Origin of the sequence: Micromonospora sp. NPDC005254 (assembly GCF_042872525.1) — a bacterium.
In the GTDB taxonomy this organism is placed as follows: Bacteria; Actinomycetota; Actinomycetes; order Mycobacteriales; family Micromonosporaceae; genus Micromonospora.
Window position 1 is genome coordinate 224,637 of sequence record NZ_JBIAKM010000005.1, and the last position, 20,011, is coordinate 244,647.

The window sequence follows — 20,011 nt, forward strand, 5'->3', positions numbered from 1 at the left end:
ATGGGAGCCCAGTGGCGATAGTGGAGAAAGTAATCGACGCTCCCCCGCAGCGGGTGTTCGACGTGCTGGCCGACGGGTGGACGTACAGCGACTGGGTGGTCGGGACCGCGCACGTGCGCGACGTGGACGACGCCTGGCCACGGGTGGGCAGCCAACTGCACCACCGGGCCGGGCCGTGGCCGTTCTCGTTGCAGGACGCCTCGACGGTGCTGGCCTGCGAGCCGCCGCACCGGCTGGTGCTGCGCGCCGGCCTGTGGCCGGCCGGCGAGGCGATCGTGGCGTTCACCCTGGATCCGGTCGACGGCGACGCCACCCGCGTCCGCCTCGGTGAGGACTTCGCGGCCGGCCCGCTGCGCTGGATCCGCAACAAGGCCAACGACCTCGTGCTGCACCTGCGCAACCGGGAGACGCTGGACCGGCTCTCCGACATCGCCACCCGACAGAAGGGCTCCCGGTGACGGGGCAGACGGTGGTGGTGACCGGCGCGAGCGCCGGTGTGGGCCGCGCGATGGCCCTCACCGCGATGGCCCGCCGCCTGCGCTGAGCGCGCCGCCACCTGCGGCCGGCCCGATCGACGGGGAGCCTTTTCAATCCGGATCGGGCAACTGGCTACCCTCTCAGGTAGCCCTGTCCGCAAACCGAGGATGTCCGACATGATCGAGCCCGTCCAACTGCCGTCGCCGTGGCGAGACGCACACCTGACCGTCGTCGTGCCCACCTACAACGAGGCGGGCAACCTCCCGGCGCTGGTCGAGCGGCTGCTCGCGCTGCCGCTGCCGGGGCTGCGCATCCTCGTCGCCGACGACAACTCCCCCGACGGCACCGGCGAGGTGGCCGACAAGCTGGCCATCGAGTATCCGGAGCGGATCGAGGTGATGCACCGGGCCGGCAAGGAGGGCCTGGGCCGGGCGTACGTCGACGGGATGACCCGGGCTCTCGATGGCGGCGCCGAGTTCGTGGCACAGATGGACGCCGACCTGTCGCACCCGCCGGAGGCGCTGCCGGGGATGCTGGGCGCGCTGCTCTCCACCCAGGCCGGCGTGGTGATCGGCTCCCGGTACGTACCCGGTGGCGAGCTGGACGAGAACTGGCCGCTGTACCGGCGCGCGCTCAGCGGATGGGCGAACCTCTACGTGCACACGCTGTTGCGGGTGCGCATCCGGGACCTGACCGCCGGCTTCAAGATCTGGCGGGCCGACGCGCTGAAGGACATCGGCCTGCACCGCGTGCAGTCCAACGGCTACAGCTTCCAGGTCGAGATGCACTACCTGGCGACCAAGCTGGGCCACACGATCCTGGAGGTCCCGATCCGCTTCGAGGAGCGGCGCGACGGCGTCTCCAAGATGACCACGGCGACCAAGGTCGAGAGCGCGCTGATGCCGTTCCGCCTCCGCAGCAAACACCGCAACATCACCAACTGACCCCGCCCCCAGCGGTGATCAAGAGGTTTGCGTCACCGGCGAGCCGGAATCTGACGCAAACCTCTTGATCACCGCATCAGGTCGGGGGGTAGACGGCCCGGTGGGCGGTGGCGACCGCCGCCGCGTAGGCAGCGCCGGTCAGGGCACGGTCGCGGGCCAGGGCCGCGCGGGCCGCGTTCGCGCCCGGTGCGCCGTGCACCCCACCGCCCGGGTGCGCCGACGAGCTGGCCAGAAAGAGCCGGTCCACCGGGGTGTCCGCCCGGCCCAGGCCGGGAATCGGGCGCAGGAACAGCTGCTGGTACGCGGCGGCGGTGCCCCCGCCGAGCGCGCCCCCGACCAGGCTCGGGTCGCCCTTCTCCAGCTCGGCGGGCCCGGCGACGTGCCGTCCCACGATGAGCTGCCGGAAGCCCGGGGCCGCCGCCTCCAGCACGTCCTCCATGCGCTGCACGTGCCCGGCGATCTCCTCGGCCCGCCAGTCCTTTCGGAACGGCAGGTGGGTGTACGACCACAGCGACTCGGTGCCCGGCGGTGAGTGGCTCGGGTCGGCCACGGACATCTGCCCGACCAGTAGGAACGGGTCGCGGGGCAGTTCGCCGCGGGCGAGTTCGCCGGCGTAGCGGGTCAGCCCGTCGAGGTCCGCGCCGAGATGCACGGTGCCGGCGCCGGCGACCTCCCGGTTGGTCCACGGGACCGGGGCGGAGAGCGCCCAGTCCACCTTCAGCGTCGAGCCGTCCCACCGGAAGTGCGCCAGGTCCTCGACCAGCCGCGACGGCAGCACCGAAGCCCCGACCAGGTCGAGGTAGAGGGCCGGGGCCGGCACGTCGGCGAGGACGGCCCGGCGGGCCCGCCACAGCGCGCCGCCCTCGGTGCGGACGCCCATCGCCCGGCCGCGCGCGGTGAGCACCCGGTCGACCCGCGCGCCGTAGAGGATGCGGCCACCGCGCTCGGACAGGCGGGCCACCAGCGCGTTGGTGATCTGCCGCGCGCCGCCGTCGGGCACCGGCCAGCCGACCTGCTGGCCGAGCATGGCCAGCAGCCAGCCGTACACGCCGGAGCCGGCCTCCTCGGGGGACAGATCGGTGTGCAGGGCGCAGCCGGCGAGCAGCGCCGGCCCGCCCGGACCATCGAACAGCTCGTCGCCGAGCTTGCGCACCGGCACCACGAGTCGGCGGGCCAGCCGCAGGGCGCCCGCGACCCGCAGCCGGCGCAGCAGGCCCAGGCCGCCGCGCACCGGGGGGAACGGCGTGGTGATGGTGGTGAGCATCGGCTCGGCCACGTCGAGCCAGTCGGTGTACGCGTTCAGCCAGCGCTTGCCGTCGCCGGGGGCGAACTGCTCCAGCGAGGCGGCCGTGACGTCCGGATCCCGGTTGATCACCGCCGCCCGGCCGTCGGGCAGCAGGTGTGCCAGCACGTCCGGGGCGTGCCGCCAGGACAGCCCGTACCGGCCCAGGTCGAGGCCGTTCAGCACCGGCGAGGCGTACCCCAGGGGGTAGAACGAGCTGTAGAGGTCGCTCAGGTAGCCCGGGGCGGTCACCTCGGCGGACTGCACCGCGCCGCCGGGTACGGCGGTCGCCTCCAGCACCACCACGTCCCAACCGGCGTCGGCCAGCAGGTTCGCCGCGACCAGGCCGTTGTGCCCGGCGCCGACGACGACGGCGTCCGCGCTCTGCGCGCCGGTGGTAGTCACCCGATCCGCCTACCCGGCGCGCAACCGGGCGAAACGCGTTTGTCTCGCCGGGGCCGGGGCATCCAGCGCCGCATGTACACGGTTGCGCAGCTGGTGGGCGGGGTGTGGGGCGCGGGCGGGGCCGGCGGCGAGCTGGTCGTCCACGATCCGGCGGACGGCGAACCGGTCAGCTCCGTGCCGGTCGCCACGGCCGACGAGGTCGGCAAGGCGGCCCAGGCGGCGCGGGACGCGACCGCGCAGTGGGCGGCGACCGCGCCGGCGGAGCGGGCGGCGGCGCTGCACCGGGCCGCGGACGCGGTCGCGGCCGTCACCGACGAGCTGGCGGCGGCGGTCACCGCGGAGATGGGCAAGCCGCTCGCGGACGCCCGCGGCGGCGTCGAGGCGGGGATCGGCACCCTGCGACAGTACGCGGAGCTGGCCCCGCTGCGCGGTGGGCGGACGTTGAACGGCGCGACGGACGCGGTGGACTTCATGACGCCCCAGCCGCGGGGCGTGGTCGCCGTCATCACCCCCTGGAACGACCCGGTGGCGGTGTCCTGCGGGCTGCTCGGCGCGGCCCTGGTCACCGGCAACGTGGTGCTCTACAAGCCCAGCGAGCGAACGCCGGCGACGGGTTGGCTGCTGACGCGCGCCCTGGACGCGGCGCTGCCGGCCGGGGTGCTGTCCCTGCTCACCGGTGGCCCGGAGGTCGGCGCGGCACTGGCCACACAGGACGTGGACGTGGTCGCGCACGTCGGTTCCACAGCCACCGGGCGGAAGATCGCCGCCGCCGCGGCCCGTACCGGCGCGAAGGTGCTGCTGGAGAACGGCGGCAGCGACCCGTTGGTCGTCGACGCGGGTGTCGACCCCGACTGGGCGGCGGAGCAGGCCGCGCTCGGGGCGTTCGCGAACGCCGGGCAGATCTGCGTCGCGGTGGAACGGATCTACGTACACCGGGAGGTGGCCGACGACTTCGTGGCGGCGCTGGTGCGGCGGGCCGGCGCACTGCGGGTCGGGCCGGGTCGGGACCCGGGCACCGAGCTGGGCCCGCTCGTCGACCGGCGGCACCGCGACCACGTACACGGGCAGGTGAGCGCGGCGGCGGCGGCCGGCGCGCGGGTGCGTACCGGTGGGGAGGTGCCGGACGGGCCCGGGGCGTACTACCCGGCGACCGTGGTCACCGACTGCCGGCACGACATGGTGCTGGTACGGGAGGAGACGTTCGGGCCGGTCGCCCCGGTGGTGGTGGTCGACTCCTTCGACGAGGCGCTGACCTGCGCGGCGGACTCGGAGTACGGGCTGGCCGCGACGGTGCTGACCGCGTCGATGAGCCATGCGCAGCGGGCGTGGCGGGAACTGCCGGTGGGCACCGTGAAAGTCAACTCGGTGTTCGGCGGGGCGCCCGGCGGTGCCGCGCATCCGCGCCGGGCCAGCGGGCAGGGCTTCGGGTACGGCCCGGAGCTGCTGGACGAGTTCAGCGCCACGAAGGCGGTGCACATCGAGGCGCCCGGCGGCGGTCACTGGTGAACGCTACGGGCGGACGCCGGGGTGGCGCGTCCGCCCGTACCGCGCTGTGCGTGGGTCAGTCGCCGCGAGCCTTGCGGGTGGCCCGGTCGTTGGCCTTCTCGATGGCCGTGACCAGCTCCGGCTTGGTCATGCTCGACCGACCGGGTACGTCCAGCTTGCGGGCCACCGACATGAGGTGGTCCTTGCTGGCGTTGGCGTCCACCCCACCGGCGGTGGGTGCGCGCCGCTCCGGGCCGCCGCCGGCGGCCTGCCGGTCGCTCGGTCCCTTGCGGCCCTTCGGCTCCCAGTGGTCGCCCACCTTCTCGAACTGGTGCTTCACCGCCGCGAAGGCGGTGCGGTGCGACCGCTCGCCCTCGCCGTAGGTCTCCACCGCCGAGTCGTGTGTCTTCTCCCAGGTGCGCTGCGCCTTGTCCGGGGAGCGTCGCAGCGTGCTGGGCAGATCCTCGCGCCCGGGCATCTCGTCCTCCTCCGTGTCGACAGAATCACTGTCACCGTTCCCCGCGGGCGGGGTGGCAAACGCGTCGCGGGCGGGGCCGCACCACGGCGGCGTCGGCCCGGGTTTGTCGATTTCCCGCTTCGGGTACCGGCCGGGCCAGGCCCGACCGGATGACCGGTCATCCGGTGGCCGGGGAACAGGGAGCGGGCATGACGACCACGGAGCCCGGTACGACGCGCGCCGACACGCCGGGTGCGCCGGTGCCCCGGCGGATGCGGCAGCTGAGCTGGCGGACCTGGCGCGGGGTGCTGGTGCGCAGCGTGACGAACTTCGTCAACGACAACTGCTCCGACTGGGCCGCCGCACTCACCTACTACGGCGTCCTGGCGCTCTTTCCGTCCGCCATCGTGGTGGTGGCCCTGGTCGGTCTGGTCTCCGACGGCGAGCGGACCCTGGACACGGTTGTCGACCTCGCCAAGCAGGTGGGTGCCGGATCGGTGGTGGCTGACAAGGACGGCGGCGTGGTCGGGGTGATCCGGGCCGTGGTGGTTCAGCAGAGCAACGTGAAGGTGCTGCTGAGTTTCGGTCTGCTCGGCGCGCTGTGGTCGGCGTCGGGCTTCATCGGGGCGTTCACCCGTGCCTCCAACGCGATCTACGGGGTGACCGAGGGTCGGCCGGTCTGGAAGCTGCGGCCGGTGCAGATCGGCTTGGCCGCGGTGACGTTGGTGCTGCTCGCGGTGGTCGCCCTCGCGCTGATCGTCAGCGGCCCGGTCACCGACGCGGTCGGCGACCTGATCCACGCCGGCGGCCTGGCCCGGACGGTGTGGAGCGTGGCGAAGTGGCCGGTGCTCGCCATAGTCATGGCGGTGCTGCTGTCCCTGCTGTTCTGGATCGCCCCGAACGTGCGCCAGCCCCGCTTCCGCTGGCTCACCCCCGGCGGCGCGGTGGCCCTGGTCTCCTGGGCGGCGGTCTCCTTCGGCTTCGGCCTCTACGTGGCCAAGTTCGCCTCGTACAACACGACGTACGGGAGCCTGGGCGCGGCCATCGCGTTCCTGGTCTGGCTCTACCTGTCCAACTCCGCCCTGATGCTCGGGGTGCAGATCAACGCCGAGGTGCAGCGCGGCCGGCAGTTGCAGGCGGGCGAGAAGGACCTCCAGGAGCCGATTCTGCCGCCGCGGAAGGCCGCCGACTCCTAAGCGCCGGTTGTCCGCCCGGATGTCCGGCCCGGGGGCCGGTTCGTGACGCGGTGCCGGTTTACCGGGCGGGGTGCCGGGTAGCGCAGAAGGCATGGAGCGTGGCAACAGCAAGCACGGACCGAGGATCGACGAGCAGATGAGCCAGGAGGTCAGCGGCCTCGTGCAGGGGCCGGGGACCGGTGGCTCTCGGGTCGACGAGTCCCGGGTGCCGGAACCGGCCGGCGAGGACCAGCCGGAGACCACCACGGCACCGGCGGGCGACCTGCGCACCGGCACGCCGCAGGGGATGAGTTCCACCGACGTCGAGCAGCGCAGCCGGCTCGGTCGGTTCATCTCCATGAGCGCGCTGCCCGGCGACCGACTGGTGCTCATCGCCAGCGCCCGGGAGAACGAGGCGCCCGACGACATCGTGGCGGCGCTGGAGCGGCTGCCCGAGGGCACCGAGTACCAGACGGTCTCCGAGGTGTGGGCCGCGCTCGGCAACAAGAACGAGACAACTCGCTGGTGAGCAGGATCGTCCCCCGATCCGGCCATCACCCGCGACCAGAGGAGGGTTCCTGATGAGTGGCGTCACCGAACACGTCGAGGTCTCCGTACCCGTAAGCACCGCGTACGACCAGTGGACGCAGTTCGAGGAGTTCCCCCAGTTCATGGAGGGCGTGCAGGAGGTCCGGCAGCTCTCCGACACGATGACCCACTGGACGGTGGACATCGCCGGCGTGAAGCGCGAGTTCGACGCCGAGATCACCGAGCAGCTGCCCGACGAGCGGGTCGCCTGGCGCTCCACCGGCGGCACCCAGCAGGCCGGTGTGGTGACCTTCCACCGCCTGGACGAGGGCAAGACCCGGGTCACCCTCCAGCTCGAGTTCGAGCCGCACGGGGTGGTCGAGCAGGCCGGCGACAAGCTCGGCATCGTCGACCGGCGGGCCAAGGGCGATCTGGAGCGGTTCAAGACGTTCATCGAGCGGCGCGGTCAGGAGACCGGCGCCTGGCGTGGCTCGGTGGACCGCCCGCAGCCGTGATCCCGCGAACCGACCGAGGATGGCCGCCGGAGTTCCCGGCGGCCATCGTCGTGTCTCGGGCCGGCTGGTACCCGTTTGCGATCATCGCGCCCGGGTACGGCTGAAGTCATGACGGACGACAGGGTGTGGCGCGACGAGGAACGGCTTCCGCTGGAGGAGTTGGAGCGCGCCGTGGCGGGCTCCAGCATCGACGGGCAGGCCGACGACGTGACCGGCAACGACGCCGGTGAGGAGGCCGCCTTCGGGCACGGGCCCGCGGCGGCCGACCGAGGCGGAGAGGCCGAGGGCGCCGGGCGGGAGCCGACCGACCCGCAGCGCGCCTACCGCCCGTCGACGACCGGCCGGACCGGACCGGACAACGGATAGTCCGCGTCGGGCAGAGCGGCCCGGGACTGGGCCGGCGCCCCGGACGCGGCGGGCTCGGACGCGGCGGGCCCGGCCGCTGCGAACCCGGACGCATCGGAGCCGGGGCCGGGCTGCTCCGGCCCGCTTCCGGCGGCGGGCCGGCGGGCGCCCAGTTCGTAGAGCACGATCAACGCCAGCGCGAGCACCACCAGGGCCGGGCCGAGCACCTGCACCGACACGTTGCTGATCAGCACGCCGAGGCCTGTCGGGACGAGCGCCGCGCCGACACCGGCGGCACCGATCTGCAACCCGATGGCCCGGTCCGCGTGCGCCGCGCCCACCCGGTCGGCGGTGGTGAGGGTGAGCAGGGGGAACACCGGCGCGGCGGCGAACCCCAGCACGACCAGGCCGAGCACGGCCAGCACGGCCGACCCGGGCACCGCGATCAGCGCCGCACCGAGGGCCATGCCGCCCAGGCTGACCCGCAACACCAGCCGGGGCCCCAGCCGCTCGGCGACCACGCCCTGCACCACCCGGCCGACGAAGAGGCTGCCCCAGTACGCGGAGACGCAGCCGCCCGCCACGGCGGCGCTCAGGCCGCGCCCCTGGGTGAGCAGCAGGAACGCCCAGAGTCCGGCGGACACCTCGATGGCCACGTACAGCGCGAAGGCCAGTGCCCCGGACCAGACCGCCGGCAGCCGCAGCGTGGCCAGGACCGGCACCCGGACCGCGGGCGCGGCGTCGGTCGTCCCCACGCCCGGCTCGGGAGCGGGAGCGCGACGCTGCCACGCGCGTACGGTGAGCGCGAACGCGGTGGCGAGAGCGAGTTGAGCGCCGGCCACGATGCCGTACCCCCACCGCCAGGCCAGCCCGGCGCTGAGCGCCGCCGTCATGATCAGTGGCCCGATCGCCACGCCGAGGCCGAAGAAGGCGTGCAGCCAGTTCATGTGTCGCGGGCCGAAGGCCCCGGCGGCGTACGTGTTGAGCCCGGAGTCGATCGCACCGGAGCCCAGCCCGAGCACCAGCGCGCAGCCCACGAGCACGGCCAGCCCGGGGCTCACGGCGTAGCCGGTCAGCGCCAGGCTGGCCAGCAGGGTGCTGCCGGCGAGCAGCGCGCCCACGCCGAGGCGGGCCAGCGTGAACCCGGCCAGCACGCTGGAGGCGAGATAGCCGACCGTGCCTGCGGTGAGCAGCAGTCCGACCGCCTCGGTGGGTACGCCGAAGTCCGCGCGGATCGACGGCCAGCCGACGCCGAGCAGTCCGTCGGGCAGGCCGAGGCTGACGAACGCGAGATAGGCCAGCAGGAGCAGCGTGGCGCGGGGCGGCGCGGGCGAGGTGGACACGGGACCCCATCCTGCCGCAGCGCACCTTACCGGCGGCGGGAGCCGCCCGTGCGCCGCGACAAGAACTGGTGTCCGGACGGTTGAGAATGCGGACAGCTCAGCCAGAATCGGCCGATCGGAGGACGGCAAAGGGGCCAGTTCGCGTAAGAATTTCGGGATGCATCAAGGCTCCGGAATCCTCTCCACGCGTCAGCGCCGCCTCGCCTGGCTCGGCTTCCTGCTCGCCGCGCTGCAGGCGCCCGTGTCGGCCTGGCTCGTCTCCGACGAGTCCTGGCTGTTCAGCGTCTGCGTCGCGCTCATGGTGGCCACCGTGATCATCGCCGACGACGCCGCCCGGCGTCGGCCGGCCAACGCGACCAGCGACTAGCCCTCGCCGACCGGCCGGGCCTCGTGTCCCGGTCGGCCCCGGGTGCGGCGGCGCTCCTTCATCTCCGCCTCGAACAGATGGCGTCGCCCGCCCACCAACTCGTCACGGGCCTGCCGGTCCAGTTCGCGGAACAACGCGTGGTAACCGTCGTCGAAGTCCTCGACGATCTGGAACGTCCACCGGCCGGCGATCACGTTGCGGCCGAGCAGTTCGGCGTCGATCCGTTCGGCGATGTGTGGATGTCCGGCGGCGCTGAACTGCTCCACCGCGTCGTCGAGCATCAGGTCGGCGTGCCCGATCAACTGGTGCAGCGAGTACAGGTGCCCACGGGCCCGTTCCACGCACTCCAGCGCCTCGCTGAGCTTGCCCAGCGCCGCGACCGTCTCGTCGCTCACCCCAGCCGGCCGCCGGTGCCGCTCGTCCGGCCCGTCCGTCGGTTCCCCCATCGGTGCCTCCCTGCTGTCCGCCCCACCCGGCGCCGTCCGTGCTCTGTGCCGGGCTGCGCCGTCCCTCTCCTGCTGCCCCGTCTGTGCCGGATCAACCCCCGCGGCCAGCCCGACTCGTCCGGTGGCACAACCGACACCCGCCGAGCGGCCGAGGCCGGCCCGGTGACCGGTCGGTTAGCCTCGGTCACCATGCGTGTGCCGTTGCACCGGGTCGCTTCCCGGACCGCCGTCGAGTCGGCGCGGTCGACCCTGGCCGCCCTCACCGTCTCCGTGGGCACCGCCGGCCTCGCCGCCGCCGCCGCGCGTCCCGGACTGCTGGCGCTGGTCGACCAGCACGCCGCCGCCGTGCGGGACAGCCTGGACGGCGACCGGCGGCCGTTGACCGCCGCGACGCTCGCCGGCTACGCCGAGGGGGTACGCGAGGCCGCCCTGGAGCACGGGTGGACGCCGCCGCGGGGCCCGGTGGACTGGAGCGAGCCGGAGTGGCCGCTCACCCGGCTCGTCGCCGTCTGCGCGCTGGCCCGTTCGCTCGGCCGTTCCTGACCCACCCGGTCACCCCGTACGACTCACGACGCGGAGAGGGCGCCCGCGCAACGCGGACGCCCTTCCCCTCACGATCGTGCCGTCGCGCCCCGCTACGGGCGGTACTGCTGGGTCTCGTCGGCCGCACCGGACTGGTACGTGCCGCGCCCACCGGACATCGTCGACTGCTCGTCGACCCGGGGCATGGCCTGGGTCCGGTCGCCGCCACGGTCGGCCATCTGCCGCTCCATGTCGCCGCGCCCGGCCGAGGTGGCCCGCCGATGCTCCTGCATCGCCCGGGCTTCCTGGGCGGCCCGGTCGAGCCAGCCGTCCCAGCGGTTCTGCATGGGCTTCACCAGACCACCGCCGACGCCGACGATCAGGATGCCGGCGACCGTGGCGAGCACCGCGATCAGCACCGGAGTGGTGACCGTGGTGGCGATACCCACCTGGTTCAGCGCGGCGATCACGCCGAGCGCGATGATGAAGATCGCCGTCAGGTCGGCCAGGACCTTGCCGTACGAGAGCCCGCCCAGCGCCCCGGTGACCAGATCGCGGGCGGCGTTGGCGATCGCGGCCGCGATCACCACGATGACGATCGCGACGAACGCGCGCGGCAGCCAGGCCACCACACCGCTGATCAGGTTACTGATCGCGTTGGGCCCCCAGACTCCGAAGGCGAACTGCAGGGTGAACAGCAGGACGGCGTAGTACGCCAACCTGGCCAGGATGTCGCTGGCGTCGTACTTCGTTCTCTCCAGTGCCCGTTTGATGCCTCCGCGTTCGACGGCCTCGTCGAAATGCACCCGTTCCAGCACCGCATCCACGATCTTGAGGACCGCTCTGGCGATGATCCAGCCGACCACGAGGATGACGATGAAGGCCACTGCCTTCGGGATGAAGAGCAGCACCGACCTCCAGGTGTCGGCGATGGCATCGCCGATGTCGGCCTGCCGAACCGCGAGGGTTTTCAGCATGATGTCCCTCCTGTCGCATGGACTGCGCCGGGGGCATACCCGGCCACCGGTGCGGCAGTCCGCGCGGCTCACTGCCATTTTTCCGACAAGTCGTCAAACAGGGGTCCTGACCTGCCCTAACAGTCACCCCGCCGGGGCCGGCCGCGACCCGCGCACATGATCGGATGCGGCTGGCCGACGGCCGGCTAGGCTGCGAACATGCCAGGAACGGTCGGGCGAGTCCCCACGCCAGCAATCCCGGTCCCCGGCGAATCCACCGGGCCCGGTGCGGCCGCCGTGCTCGCCCACGACTGGTCCGCCACCGCCCTCGGCCCGCGCGAGGGGTGGGATCCGGCGGTCCGGGCCGTGGTCGAGCTGATCCTCGCCTCGCCGATGCCGATGGCACTGGCGTACGGCGACGACCTCGTCCTGCTCTACAACGACGGCTATGCCGAGTTGTTGGGCAGCAAACACCCCGCTGCCCTCGGTCGACCGGCCGCCCAGGTGTACGCCGAAATCTGGTCGCTGCCCGGCTTCGGTGACGTGATCGAGCGCGCCTACCGGCAGGGCGTGCCCTTCCTGGAGAAGGAGTCCACGCTCCCCCTGATGCGGGACAGCTCCGGGGTGGTCGAGCAGGTGGTCTTCACCCGGGGTCACTCGGCCGTCCGTGACAGCGCTGGGCAGATCGTGGGAATCCTGACGGTGGCCGCCGAAACCACCCACGTGACCGAGCAGTTGCAGAGTCTCAGCGACGTCGCCGCCGCGCTCGCCGGCACCCTCACCCTCGACGACGTGGCCCGGGTCGCGCTGCGCCACACCATCACCACGTTCGACGCCGACCGGGTCTCGTTCGTGGTCGACGAGGGTGGCGGTGGCTGGCGGATGGTGCGCCGGGTCCGCGGCGAGCTGATGGACGAGGCTGACGAGCGGTTGCCGCCGCTGTGGCGGCGGACGCCGGCGGACTGGCTGGGCCCGGTCGCGCTCGCGGCCCGCTCGGGCGAGTCGTCGTTCACCCGTGACGGGCAGCCGCTGCGCGAGACCGCCGTGGACCGCCACGACCAGAAGATCCGGTCGATGGCCGTGCTGCCGCTGGGCACCTCGGTGATCCGGGGTGGGTTGACGGTCGGCTACCAGGTGCCGCACTCCTGGTCGGCGGCCGAGCGGGCGCTGCTGGCCGCCTCGGCGGAGCTGATCGGTCAGGCCGCGGAGCGGGCCCGGCGGTTCGAGACCCAGCACGGCACCGCCCAGTTGCTGCAACGCAGCATGCTGCCGGAGCACCTTCCCGACCTGCCCCGGCTGCGGATCGCGGCCCGCTACGACCCGGGGGTGGACGGCAACGCGGCCGGCGGTGACTTCTACGACGCGTTCCTGCTGCCCACCGGCGCGCTCGGCGTGGTGCTGGGCGACGTCGCCGGGCACGACGTGCAGGCCGCGGCGCGGATGGGGCAGGTGCGGGCGGCGCTGCGGGCGCTGGCCCTGGCCGACCCGGCGCCGGACGCGGTGCTGGCCGGGCTGGACCGGCTCGTGGCCAGCCTCGGCGTGGAGGCCGGCACCCACGAGCTGTTCGTCACCGTGGCGTTCGGGGTCATCGACGCCGAGCGCCGGGAGCTGACCCTGGCCAGCGCCGGTCATCCCGCCCCGCTGATCCGCCGGTGCTCCGCGGACGGCCGGTCGCACGCCGAGTACGTGGACCTGCCGGCCGGTCCCCCGCTGGGGCTGGGCGGGCGCCCGACCACCGTCACGGTCGCATTCCCTCCCGGCGACACCCTGCTGTTGTTCAGCGACGGCGTGGTGGAGCGGCGGCGGCAGAGCCTCACCGCCGGGCTGGACGCCCTCGGTGACGCCGTGGCCAAGGCCGGCACCAGTGATCCCCGCGCCCTCTGCGCGGTGGCCACCGCCGCCGTGTCCGGCGGCACCGAGGACGACGTGGCCGTGCTGGCGGTCGAGCACGCGCTCAAGCCGAGCCGGTCGGCGGCGATGGAGGTGCCGGCCGAGCCGACCGCGCCCAGCCGGGTCCGACACTGGATGACCGGCCAGCTCACCGAGTGGCAGGTGCCCGAGTCGGTGATCGGCGCGGCGGTGCTGTGCACCAGCGAGCTGACCACCAACGCGCTGCTGCACGCCGGCACGGCCGCCCGCGTGGAGATCGATCTCAGTCCGGAGCGGCTGCTGGTCTCGGTCGCCGATTCCGGCACCCGGGGCACCGTGACCCGGGCCCGCACGGACACGTTGAGCAGTCGCGGGCGCGGGCTGGGCCTGATCGAGGAGCTGAGCGACGCGTGGGGCACCGATCCGTCGGTGCGCGGCTCGACGGTCTGGTTCGAGATCCTCGTCCCGCCGGCCGAGCCGCGCTGAGGTCGACCGGCGTCGCCGAACCCGGACGAATCAGCCGGCCGCCGAACGGGTAGGAGTGCGCCCATGGCCACCGAACAACCCCACGGGGTGCTCTTCGACATCGACGGGACGCTTGTCGACACCACCTACCTGCACACGGTGAGCTGGTGGGAGGCGCTGCGCCAGGCCGACCACCCGGTGCCGATGGCGACCGTGCACCGCTCGATCGGGATGGGCTCGGACAAGCTGCTGGACCACCTGCTCGGCCCCGAGCGCGACCGCGACGACGACCCGAAGCTGCGCGAGGCGCACAACACCCTGTACACCGAGTACTGGGAGCGGCTGACTCCGCTGCCCGGGGCGGCGGACCTGCTGCGGGCGTGCGCCGAGCGGGGGCTGCGGGTGGTGCTCGCCACCTCCGCCGCGGAACACGAGGTGGGTGCGCTGCGCCGGGCCCTGAACGCCGACGACGTGGTGGACACCATCACCTCCTCGGCGGACGCGCAGGAGAGCAAGCCGGCACCGGACATTCTCGAGGCGGCGCTGGAGCAGTCCGGGCTGCCCGCCGAGCGCGTCGTCTTCGTCGGCGACTCGGTCTGGGACGTCGCCGCGGCTGGCAAACTGGACATTCCCTGCGTCGGGTTGACCTGCGGCGGCACCAGCCGGGGGGAACTCGCCGGCGCCGGCGCGGTGGCGGTGTACGACGACCCGGCCGCGCTGCTGGCCGAGCTGGCGGATTCCCCGCTCATCCGGCCGAGGTGAGACTCACTCCGGTTCACCGGGGCGCACACGCATAGCCGGAAGTCTTCCGGGGCATGGTCTGTGGCCACCTGCCCGCGCCGCGCGGGTGCGGCGAAAGGGTGGTGTCCGTGGAGCCGGTAGACGTCGCGTTCGCGCTTGTGGGCCTGGGCGCGCTGCTCGCGGGCATCCTGCCCCGGGTGTTGGAGCGCCGCCCGTTGTCCATGCCCATCGCGTTCCTCACCCTCGGCATGCTGGTCTTCCTGCTGCCGGTCGGACTACCGACACCGGACCCGCTGGCCCACCCCGAGCTGACCACCCACCTGACCGAGATCGGGGTGATCGTCGCCCTGATGGGCGCCGGGTTGAAGATCGACCGGCCGTTGAGCTGGGCCCGGTGGTCCTCCACCTGGCGACTGCTGGCCATCGCGATGCCGTTGTGCATCGCGGCGGTGGCGCTGCTCGGGTGGTGGTGGGCCGGCCTGGTGCCGGCCGCGGCGCTGCTGCTGGGCGCCGCGCTGGCGCCGACCGATCCGGTGCTCGCCGCCGACGTGCAGGTCGGCGAGCCGACCGATGTGGAGGACTCCGAGGACGAGGTCCGTTTCGCCCTGACCTCGGAGGCGGGCCTCAACGACGGTCTGGCGTTCCCGTTCGTCTACGCGGCCATCGCGATCGCCTCGACCAGCCTCGCCCCGCGCGCGTGGGTGGCCGAGTGGTTCACCGTCGACGTGCTCTGGAAGGTGGGCGTCGGTGTGGGGGGCGGCCTGCTCATCGGCTGGCTGCTCGGCAAGCTGTTCTTCCGGGCGCCCAGCGAGCTGCGGCTGGCCCGGCACGCCGAGGGTTTCCTGGCGCTGGCCGCCACCTTCCTGGCGTACGGGCTGGTGGAGGTGGCCGGCGGGTACGGCTTCCTGGCGGTGTTCGTGGCCGCGCGGGCCATCCGGGCCGCCGAGCGGACCCACGAGTTCCATTCGGTGCTGCACGACTTCGCCGAGCAGGTCGAGCGGTTGCTCACCCTGGTGTTGTTGCTGCTGCTCGGCGGCGCGATCGTGGGCGGTCTGCTCGCCCCGCTGACCTGGCCGGCGGCCGCCGTCGGGCTGGCGCTGGTCTTCCTGGTCCGGCCGGCCGTCGGCTGGTTGTCGCTGCGCGGCGCGCCCGGCCGGCCGGCCGAGCACTGGGTGATCTCGCTGTTCGGCATCCGCGGGGTGGGCTCGTTCTACTACCTGGCGTACGCCACCACGAAGGCGGACTTTCCGCAGGCGGAGCTGTTGTGGGCGACCGTCGGGCTGGTGGTGCTCGTCTCCGTGGTGGTGCACGGCGTCGCGGCGACCCCGGTCATGCAGTTGCTGGACCGCGAGGGTGAGCGGACGGAAGACCCGTCCGAACCCGAGGCCCGGCCGGTCGCCGCCGCCGGGCACCCCTGAGGAGGGGGCAGCGGCGCTCAACCCAGGCGGGCGGCCAGCGCGCGACCGAGGTCGCGGCCGGAGCGCCAGGCGCTCTGCACGCGGGGCTTGCCGAACGCGTCGCCGGCCAGACCGATCCCGTCGGCGTCGAGGTGGTGGGTGTTCCCGGTGAGGTCGCCGGCCGGCTTGGCGTACGTCCAGCGGTGCACGTGCACGTCGGTGGCCGCCTCGGCCAGCCCCAGCAGGTCCCGGACGGCCTGCTCGATCGCCGGTCCGGCGCCGGAAGGCTGGGCCAGGTGCCGGGCGGCGAACTCCGGCACGGTGTGCGCCACCAGCACCGGCGCGTCGTCACCGCGCCGGTCGCCGTCGTCGCAGATGAGCGAGAGCACCGGATGGTCGTTGACGAACGCGCCGTGGAAGTGCGGCCAGCGCCGGGACGGGAAACGCAGCACCGCGGCCAGGGCCGGCGACCAGGTCTGCTCCTGCACGACCCGGGTGGCGTCGGCCAGGGCGGGATCGAGCAGCAGGGCGGCCTGCGGCCCCGGCATGGCCAGGGCGACCGCCGCGTACGGCTCGCCGTCGACGGCCGGCCCCGGCTCCACGGCGAGCACCAGCCGGTCGACGGTCACCGGCACCGCGCCGGCCAGGTGTTCGACAAGCGACCGCAGCCCGCGTGGCGCGGCGTAGCGCAGCGGACCGGGCACGTCGTGGCGGCCGTTGGTGTCGTACGACCAGAAGGTGTCGGTCCACTCCCGGACCAGGCCGGCGGCACGCCACTCGTCGACCACGGCGGCGAAGTCCGGGTCGCTGGCGGTGAAGTACGCGGCGCCGATGTCGGCGGGGCGGCCGTCGAAGCGTTTGCTGGCCATCCGGCCGCCGCAGACGTGCCCCCGTTCACGGACCTGCACCGGCACCCCGGCCCGGCCCAACTCCACCGCGCAGGCCACCCCGGCGATGCCCGCCCCGACCACCGCCACGCCCGAGGAGTTCACGCTCATCCGTTGATCGTAGGTGCCGGCGGTCGCCACGGATGGGCATGAACCGGCGGTGATCGGGGTACTGGCACACCTGTTCGAAGAGAGGGTGATGATGATGACGGACCACAGCAACGACCAGGCCGACCCGCGCGGCGCGATCAAGGACCCGGACGAGTGGGTCACCGGCGACGAGCCGCCCACCGCGGCCCAGGAGTCGTACCTGGCCACGCTGGCCCGGGAGGCGGACGCGACGCTGCCGGACGACCTGACCAAGGCCGAGGCGTCCAAGCGGATCGACGAACTGCAGGCCGAGACGGGTCGCGGCCAGTAGCTCGGCGGTCAGGGGCGCGGCAGGGTGTGCAGCCGGACCCGCGTCAGTCGGGCCTGGGTTGTCTCGGCCTCCAGATAGGTGGCGTGCGGCTGGGATCGGCGGTCGGTGGGCGACCCGGGGTTGAGCAGGCGCAGCCCACCGGGCGCCACGCTGTCCCAGGGGATGTGCGAGTGCCCGAAGACCAGCAGGTCGACGTCGGGAAAGCGGGCCGCGCACCGCTGCTCCCGGCCGGTACGGGGGCCGGTCTCGTGCACCACGGCGACCCGTAGCCCGTCGAGGTCGACGCGGGCCACCTCCGGCAGCCGGGCGCGTAGCGCCGGGCCGTCGTTGTTGCCGTACACGCCGATCAGCCGCCGCGCGCGGGCGGTCATGGCGTCCAGCAGCGACTCGTCGACCCAGTCGCCGGCGTGCAGGACGACGTCCGCCGCCTCGATCGCCGTCCACAGCGGCCCCGGGAGGTCCCGGGCCCGCTTGGGGAGATGCGTGTCCGCCGTGAGCACCAGCCTCATGCCGGCATCATCCCCCGAGCGGGCGCCGTCCACCCGGGGACGCTCGTGGGGGCGCTCAGCTCCGGGCAGCTCAGCGCGGCGTCGGTGTGAAGTACCCGGGCGGCATACCGCGGCGACCCAGCCCCGGGTTCTGCTCGACGTCACTGAGCACACCGGCGGCGTTGATCAGGCCGATGTGCGAGAACGCCTGGGGAAAGTTGCCCAACTGCTCCCCGGTCGACGGGTCGACCTGCTCGGCGAACAGTCCCAGGTCGTTGACCCGCCCGGCCAGCGCGTCGAACAACTCGTGCGCCCGGTCCCGCTCGCCGGCCAGCGCCAGGCAGCACACCAGCCAGAACGAGCAGATGAGAAACCCCGCCGGGTCGCCGTTCCAGCGCCGCAGCAGGCCGTCGTGCGACAGCTGCGCCTCCACCGCGCGGACCGTCGAACGCATCCGCTCATCGTCGGCCGGAAGGAACCCCACCAGCGGCATCACCAGCACCGACGCGTCCAGGTCGTCGGATTCGAAACTCCCGGTGTACGCCCCGAGCCGGTCGCTCCACCCGCGTTGCAGCACCTCCGCGCGCACCTCGTCGCGGGCGGCCGCCCAGCGGGCCACGTCCTGCGGCTGACCGAGTCGTTCGCCGAAGCGGACCGCCCGGTCCAGGGCCGACCAGCACTGCACCTTCGAGGACACGTGGTGGCGTTCGATCCCGCGCTCCCCCCACATCCCCGCGTCCGGCAGCTTCCAGTCCCGCTCCGCCTTGTCGGCGAGCGACCGGAGCAGGTGGTAGACGTCCGGCTCCAACGGTTCCAGCCGGTCGCGCATCAGCCAGGCCGCGTCCAACGCCTCACCGAAGATGTCGGTCTGCCGCTGCCGCCACGCGTCGTTGCCGATCATCACCGGCGGGCTGTCGCGGTAGCCGGCGAGCTGATCCAGGCGGTGCTCCGTGAGGTCCCGCTCCCCCAGCACCCCGTACATGATGGGCACCGGCTCCTCGTCGATCCGGCCCATCGCGCGACCCAACCAGGCGAACTGCCGCTGTACCTCGTCGTAACACGCCGTCCGCCACAGCGCCCGCAGCGTCAGGCTGAAGTCGCGCACCCACACGTAGCGGTAGTCGTAGTTCCGGTCCCCGCCGAGCTTCTCCGGCAGCGAGGTGGTCACCGACGCCACCACCGCGCCGCTGGGTCGGTACGTCATGCCCTGCACCACCAACGCGCTGCGCCGCACGTGCTCGGCGTAGATCCCGTTGTACGCGTGCTGCCGGCCCCAGGAGCGCCATCCTTCGGCCGTGTCGGCGATGGTCCGGTCGGCTTCGGGCACCTGCGGCGCGGCGCGTCGTAGGTCGGGGCGTACCCGAGGGTGAAGTTGTGGGTCGTGCCGGCGCGGACGGTGAACGTCGCGGTGGCCTCGCCCTCGCCGCAGGTCAGCCGCAGGCCACTGACCAGGGCGAGCCGGCTGGCCCCGCCGACCGCCTCCAGGGCGCTCTCCCGCGCCGGGCTCCAGGGCGAGCGCGTCGGTCAGCTCCACCTCGCCCTGCGCGGTGTGGAAGACGGTCCGCAGCACGAGGGTGCCGTCGAGGTAGCAGCGTTCGACGGTGAAGTCGACCTCCGGGCAGATCGACTTCACCGGCGTCCTCGCCGATCAGCCGCGCGAACACCGACGGCGCGTCGAACCGGCCCGGGCACCACCAGTTCACCGAGCCCGAGCGGTCCACCAACGCGGCCGTGCGGCCGTCGGCGAGGAACCCGTGGTCGCTGATCTGTCCGCTCTGCACCGGACTGCCTACCCGGACCGTCCCCGCACATGCCTCACCGGAGACACGCACCCCACTCCGGCGGCGGGCGTTACCGCCCGGCACTGGCGGGAACGCGGTCGGCTGACGAGGGAGGATGCTCATGACCTCAGCTTCGGGGCCGGCCGCCGCGTGGCGGCCCGGCGCAACCAGTGGCGACGTGCTTCCGTCCGGGCCGGCAGGCCGCCTGTCGACGCCGGCCGGGGACGGGCACGGGCCGGAGAGCGGCCCACCCACAGTGACGATCGGCTCGTATCCGGACTATCCGTCCGCGCAGAAGGTGGTCGACTACCTGGCCGACAACCGCTTCCCGGTGGAGCACAGCGCCATCGTCGGCACGAACCTCACGCTGGTGGAGACGGTGCTCGGGCGGATGACCACCGGCCGCGCGGCCCTGCTCGGCGCCGGCACCGGCGCCTGGTTCGGGCTCTTCATCGGCCTGCTGTTCGGCATCTTCACCGTCGGCAACTGGCTGGCGGTGATCCTGGTCGGCCTGGTCATCGGCGCGATCTGGGGCGCCGTGTTCGGCGCTGTGGCGCACGCGATGACCGGCGGGCAGCGCGACTTCACCTCGGCCAGCTCGCTGCGCGCCGGCCAGTACGCGGTGACCGTCGACGCACAGCTCGCCGATCAGGCCCGGCAACTGCTGGGCCGGATGCAGCAGCCCGGCTCGACGCCGGCGAATTCCCGCTGATCC

General features: G+C 73.3%; 22 protein-coding genes and 1 pseudogene. 14 read left to right on the plus strand and 9 right to left on the minus strand.

The window, feature by feature from the left end; translation table 11 throughout:
• Positions 1–20: 20 nt before the first annotated feature.
• Together ACFYPR_RS17425 and ACFYPR_RS17430 are read left to right on the plus strand one after the other, a co-directional pair.
• Positions 21–458 (plus strand): SRPBCC family protein, encoded by a 438-nt coding sequence (locus ACFYPR_RS17425; RefSeq protein WP_387260847.1) that lies wholly within the window; start codon positions 21–23, stop codon positions 456–458.
• A gap of 195 nt (positions 459–653) precedes the next feature.
• Positions 654–1,421 carry a polyprenol monophosphomannose synthase gene (locus ACFYPR_RS17430; protein ID WP_355136243.1) on the plus strand — a complete coding sequence of 256 codons (768 nt, stop codon included), beginning with the start codon at positions 654–656 and terminating at the stop codon, positions 1,419–1,421.
• Between the two features lie 76 nt (positions 1,422–1,497).
• Here ACFYPR_RS17430 and ACFYPR_RS17435 read toward each other — a convergent pair whose 3' ends face one another.
• Positions 1,498–3,108, minus strand: a complete 1,611-nt coding sequence (locus ACFYPR_RS17435) for an NAD(P)/FAD-dependent oxidoreductase (RefSeq protein ID WP_355065640.1) — start codon at positions 3,106–3,108, stop codon at positions 1,498–1,500.
• Between the two features lie 72 nt (positions 3,109–3,180).
• On the opposite strand from ACFYPR_RS17435, the gene ACFYPR_RS17440 reads away from it, so the two are divergent.
• Positions 3,181–4,614 (plus strand): aldehyde dehydrogenase family protein, encoded by a 1,434-nt coding sequence (locus ACFYPR_RS17440; RefSeq protein ID WP_387182042.1) that lies wholly within the window; start codon positions 3,181–3,183, stop codon positions 4,612–4,614.
• Between the two features lie 55 nt (positions 4,615–4,669).
• Here ACFYPR_RS17440 and ACFYPR_RS17445 read toward each other — a convergent pair whose 3' ends face one another.
• The gene (locus ACFYPR_RS17445) at positions 4,670–5,071 is read right to left on the minus strand and encodes a ChaB family protein (RefSeq protein WP_354860117.1); all 402 of its coding nucleotides are present in this window, start codon (positions 5,069–5,071) and stop codon (positions 4,670–4,672) included.
• 188 nt (positions 5,072–5,259) lie between these two features.
• On the opposite strand from ACFYPR_RS17445, the gene ACFYPR_RS17450 reads away from it, so the two are divergent.
• From ACFYPR_RS17450 to ACFYPR_RS17465, 4 genes are all read left to right on the plus strand, one after another.
• Entirely contained in the window at positions 5,260–6,246 is a 987-nt protein-coding gene (locus ACFYPR_RS17450; RefSeq protein WP_355136239.1) for a YihY/virulence factor BrkB family protein, read from the plus strand.
• Between the two features lie 91 nt (positions 6,247–6,337).
• Complete coding sequence (locus tag ACFYPR_RS17455; RefSeq protein WP_354860120.1) at positions 6,338–6,754, plus strand: DUF2795 domain-containing protein; 417 nt, start codon at positions 6,338–6,340, stop codon at positions 6,752–6,754.
• Between the two features lie 52 nt (positions 6,755–6,806).
• Positions 6,807–7,268 (plus strand): SRPBCC family protein, encoded by a 462-nt coding sequence (locus ACFYPR_RS17460; protein WP_354860122.1) that lies wholly within the window; start codon positions 6,807–6,809, stop codon positions 7,266–7,268.
• A gap of 108 nt (positions 7,269–7,376) precedes the next feature.
• On the plus strand, positions 7,377–7,634 hold the full coding sequence (locus ACFYPR_RS17465; RefSeq protein ID WP_354860125.1) for a hypothetical protein: 258 nt from the start codon (positions 7,377–7,379) through the stop codon (positions 7,632–7,634).
• Here ACFYPR_RS17465 and ACFYPR_RS17470 read toward each other — a convergent pair.
• Positions 7,589–8,956, minus strand: coding sequence for an MFS transporter (locus ACFYPR_RS17470; protein ID WP_387260851.1), 1,368 nt, complete (start codon positions 8,954–8,956; stop codon positions 7,589–7,591). The genes ACFYPR_RS17465 and ACFYPR_RS17470 overlap by 46 nt on opposite strands.
• Before the next feature lie 157 nt (positions 8,957–9,113).
• Here ACFYPR_RS17470 and ACFYPR_RS17475 point away from each other — a divergent pair, with 157 nt between their 5' ends.
• Positions 9,114–9,323: a hypothetical protein gene (locus ACFYPR_RS17475; protein ID WP_363935782.1), complete on the plus strand. Its 210-nt coding sequence runs from the start codon at positions 9,114–9,116 to the stop codon at positions 9,321–9,323.
• Here the strand turns inward: ACFYPR_RS17475 and ACFYPR_RS17480 are convergent.
• Positions 9,320–9,769, minus strand: coding sequence for a hypothetical protein (locus tag ACFYPR_RS17480; protein WP_387260854.1), 450 nt, complete (start codon positions 9,767–9,769; stop codon positions 9,320–9,322). The two genes, ACFYPR_RS17475 and ACFYPR_RS17480, sit on opposite strands and share 4 nt — an antisense overlap.
• A 189-nt stretch (positions 9,770–9,958) precedes the next feature.
• On the opposite strand from ACFYPR_RS17480, the gene ACFYPR_RS17485 reads away from it, so the two are divergent.
• Entirely contained in the window at positions 9,959–10,312 is a 354-nt protein-coding gene (locus ACFYPR_RS17485) for a DUF6401 family natural product biosynthesis protein (RefSeq protein WP_387260857.1), read from the plus strand.
• A gap of 92 nt (positions 10,313–10,404) precedes the next feature.
• Here ACFYPR_RS17485 and ACFYPR_RS17490 read toward each other — a convergent pair whose 3' ends face one another.
• Positions 10,405–11,268 carry a hypothetical protein gene (locus tag ACFYPR_RS17490; RefSeq protein ID WP_354860136.1) on the minus strand — a complete coding sequence of 288 codons (864 nt, stop codon included), beginning with the start codon at positions 11,266–11,268 and terminating at the stop codon, positions 10,405–10,407.
• A 198-nt stretch (positions 11,269–11,466) separates the two neighbouring features.
• On the opposite strand from ACFYPR_RS17490, the gene ACFYPR_RS17495 reads away from it, so the two are divergent.
• The 3 genes from ACFYPR_RS17495 to ACFYPR_RS17505 all read left to right on the plus strand — a co-directional run bounded on the left by ACFYPR_RS17495 (position 11,467) and on the right by ACFYPR_RS17505 (position 15,740).
• Positions 11,467–13,602, plus strand: coding sequence for a SpoIIE family protein phosphatase (locus ACFYPR_RS17495; RefSeq protein ID WP_387182029.1), 2,136 nt, complete (start codon positions 11,467–11,469; stop codon positions 13,600–13,602).
• 63 nt (positions 13,603–13,665) lie between these two features.
• Complete coding sequence (locus ACFYPR_RS17500) at positions 13,666–14,343, plus strand: HAD family hydrolase (protein WP_387260859.1); 678 nt, start codon at positions 13,666–13,668, stop codon at positions 14,341–14,343.
• A 107-nt stretch (positions 14,344–14,450) separates the two neighbouring features.
• Positions 14,451–15,740, plus strand: a complete 1,290-nt coding sequence (locus ACFYPR_RS17505; RefSeq protein ID WP_355136229.1) for a cation:proton antiporter — start codon at positions 14,451–14,453, stop codon at positions 15,738–15,740.
• A gap of 17 nt (positions 15,741–15,757) precedes the next feature.
• On the opposite strand, the gene ACFYPR_RS17510 is transcribed toward ACFYPR_RS17505, so the two are convergent.
• Complete coding sequence (locus ACFYPR_RS17510) at positions 15,758–16,696, minus strand: NAD(P)/FAD-dependent oxidoreductase (protein WP_387261235.1); 939 nt, start codon at positions 16,694–16,696, stop codon at positions 15,758–15,760.
• A 112-nt stretch (positions 16,697–16,808) separates the two neighbouring features.
• Here ACFYPR_RS17510 and ACFYPR_RS17515 point away from each other — a divergent pair, with 112 nt between their 5' ends.
• The gene (locus ACFYPR_RS17515; RefSeq protein ID WP_354860183.1) at positions 16,809–17,027 is read left to right on the plus strand and encodes a DUF3072 domain-containing protein; all 219 of its coding nucleotides are present in this window, start codon (positions 16,809–16,811) and stop codon (positions 17,025–17,027) included.
• 8 nt (positions 17,028–17,035) lie between these two features.
• Here the strand turns inward: ACFYPR_RS17515 and ACFYPR_RS17520 are convergent, their stop codons facing one another.
• The 3 genes and pseudogenes from ACFYPR_RS17520 to ACFYPR_RS17530 all read right to left on the minus strand — a co-directional run.
• On the minus strand, positions 17,036–17,536 hold the full coding sequence (locus ACFYPR_RS17520) for a metallophosphoesterase (protein WP_355065620.1): 501 nt from the start codon (positions 17,534–17,536) through the stop codon (positions 17,036–17,038).
• A 70-nt stretch (positions 17,537–17,606) separates the two neighbouring features.
• Positions 17,607–19,148 carry a glycoside hydrolase family 15 protein gene (locus ACFYPR_RS17525; protein WP_387260862.1) on the minus strand — a complete coding sequence of 514 codons (1,542 nt, stop codon included), beginning with the start codon at positions 19,146–19,148 and terminating at the stop codon, positions 17,607–17,609.
• Positions 19,149–19,203: 55 nt separating this feature from the next.
• Positions 19,204–19,419: pseudogene (locus ACFYPR_RS17530) on the minus strand (hypothetical protein); the annotation flags it as partial.
• On the opposite strand from ACFYPR_RS17530, the gene ACFYPR_RS17535 reads away from it, so the two are divergent.
• Positions 19,418–20,008: a general stress protein gene (locus ACFYPR_RS17535; RefSeq protein WP_387260865.1), complete on the plus strand. Its 591-nt coding sequence runs from the start codon at positions 19,418–19,420 to the stop codon at positions 20,006–20,008. The pseudogene ACFYPR_RS17530 and the gene ACFYPR_RS17535 sit on opposite strands and share 2 nt — an antisense overlap.
• Positions 20,009–20,011 lie beyond the last annotated feature (3 nt).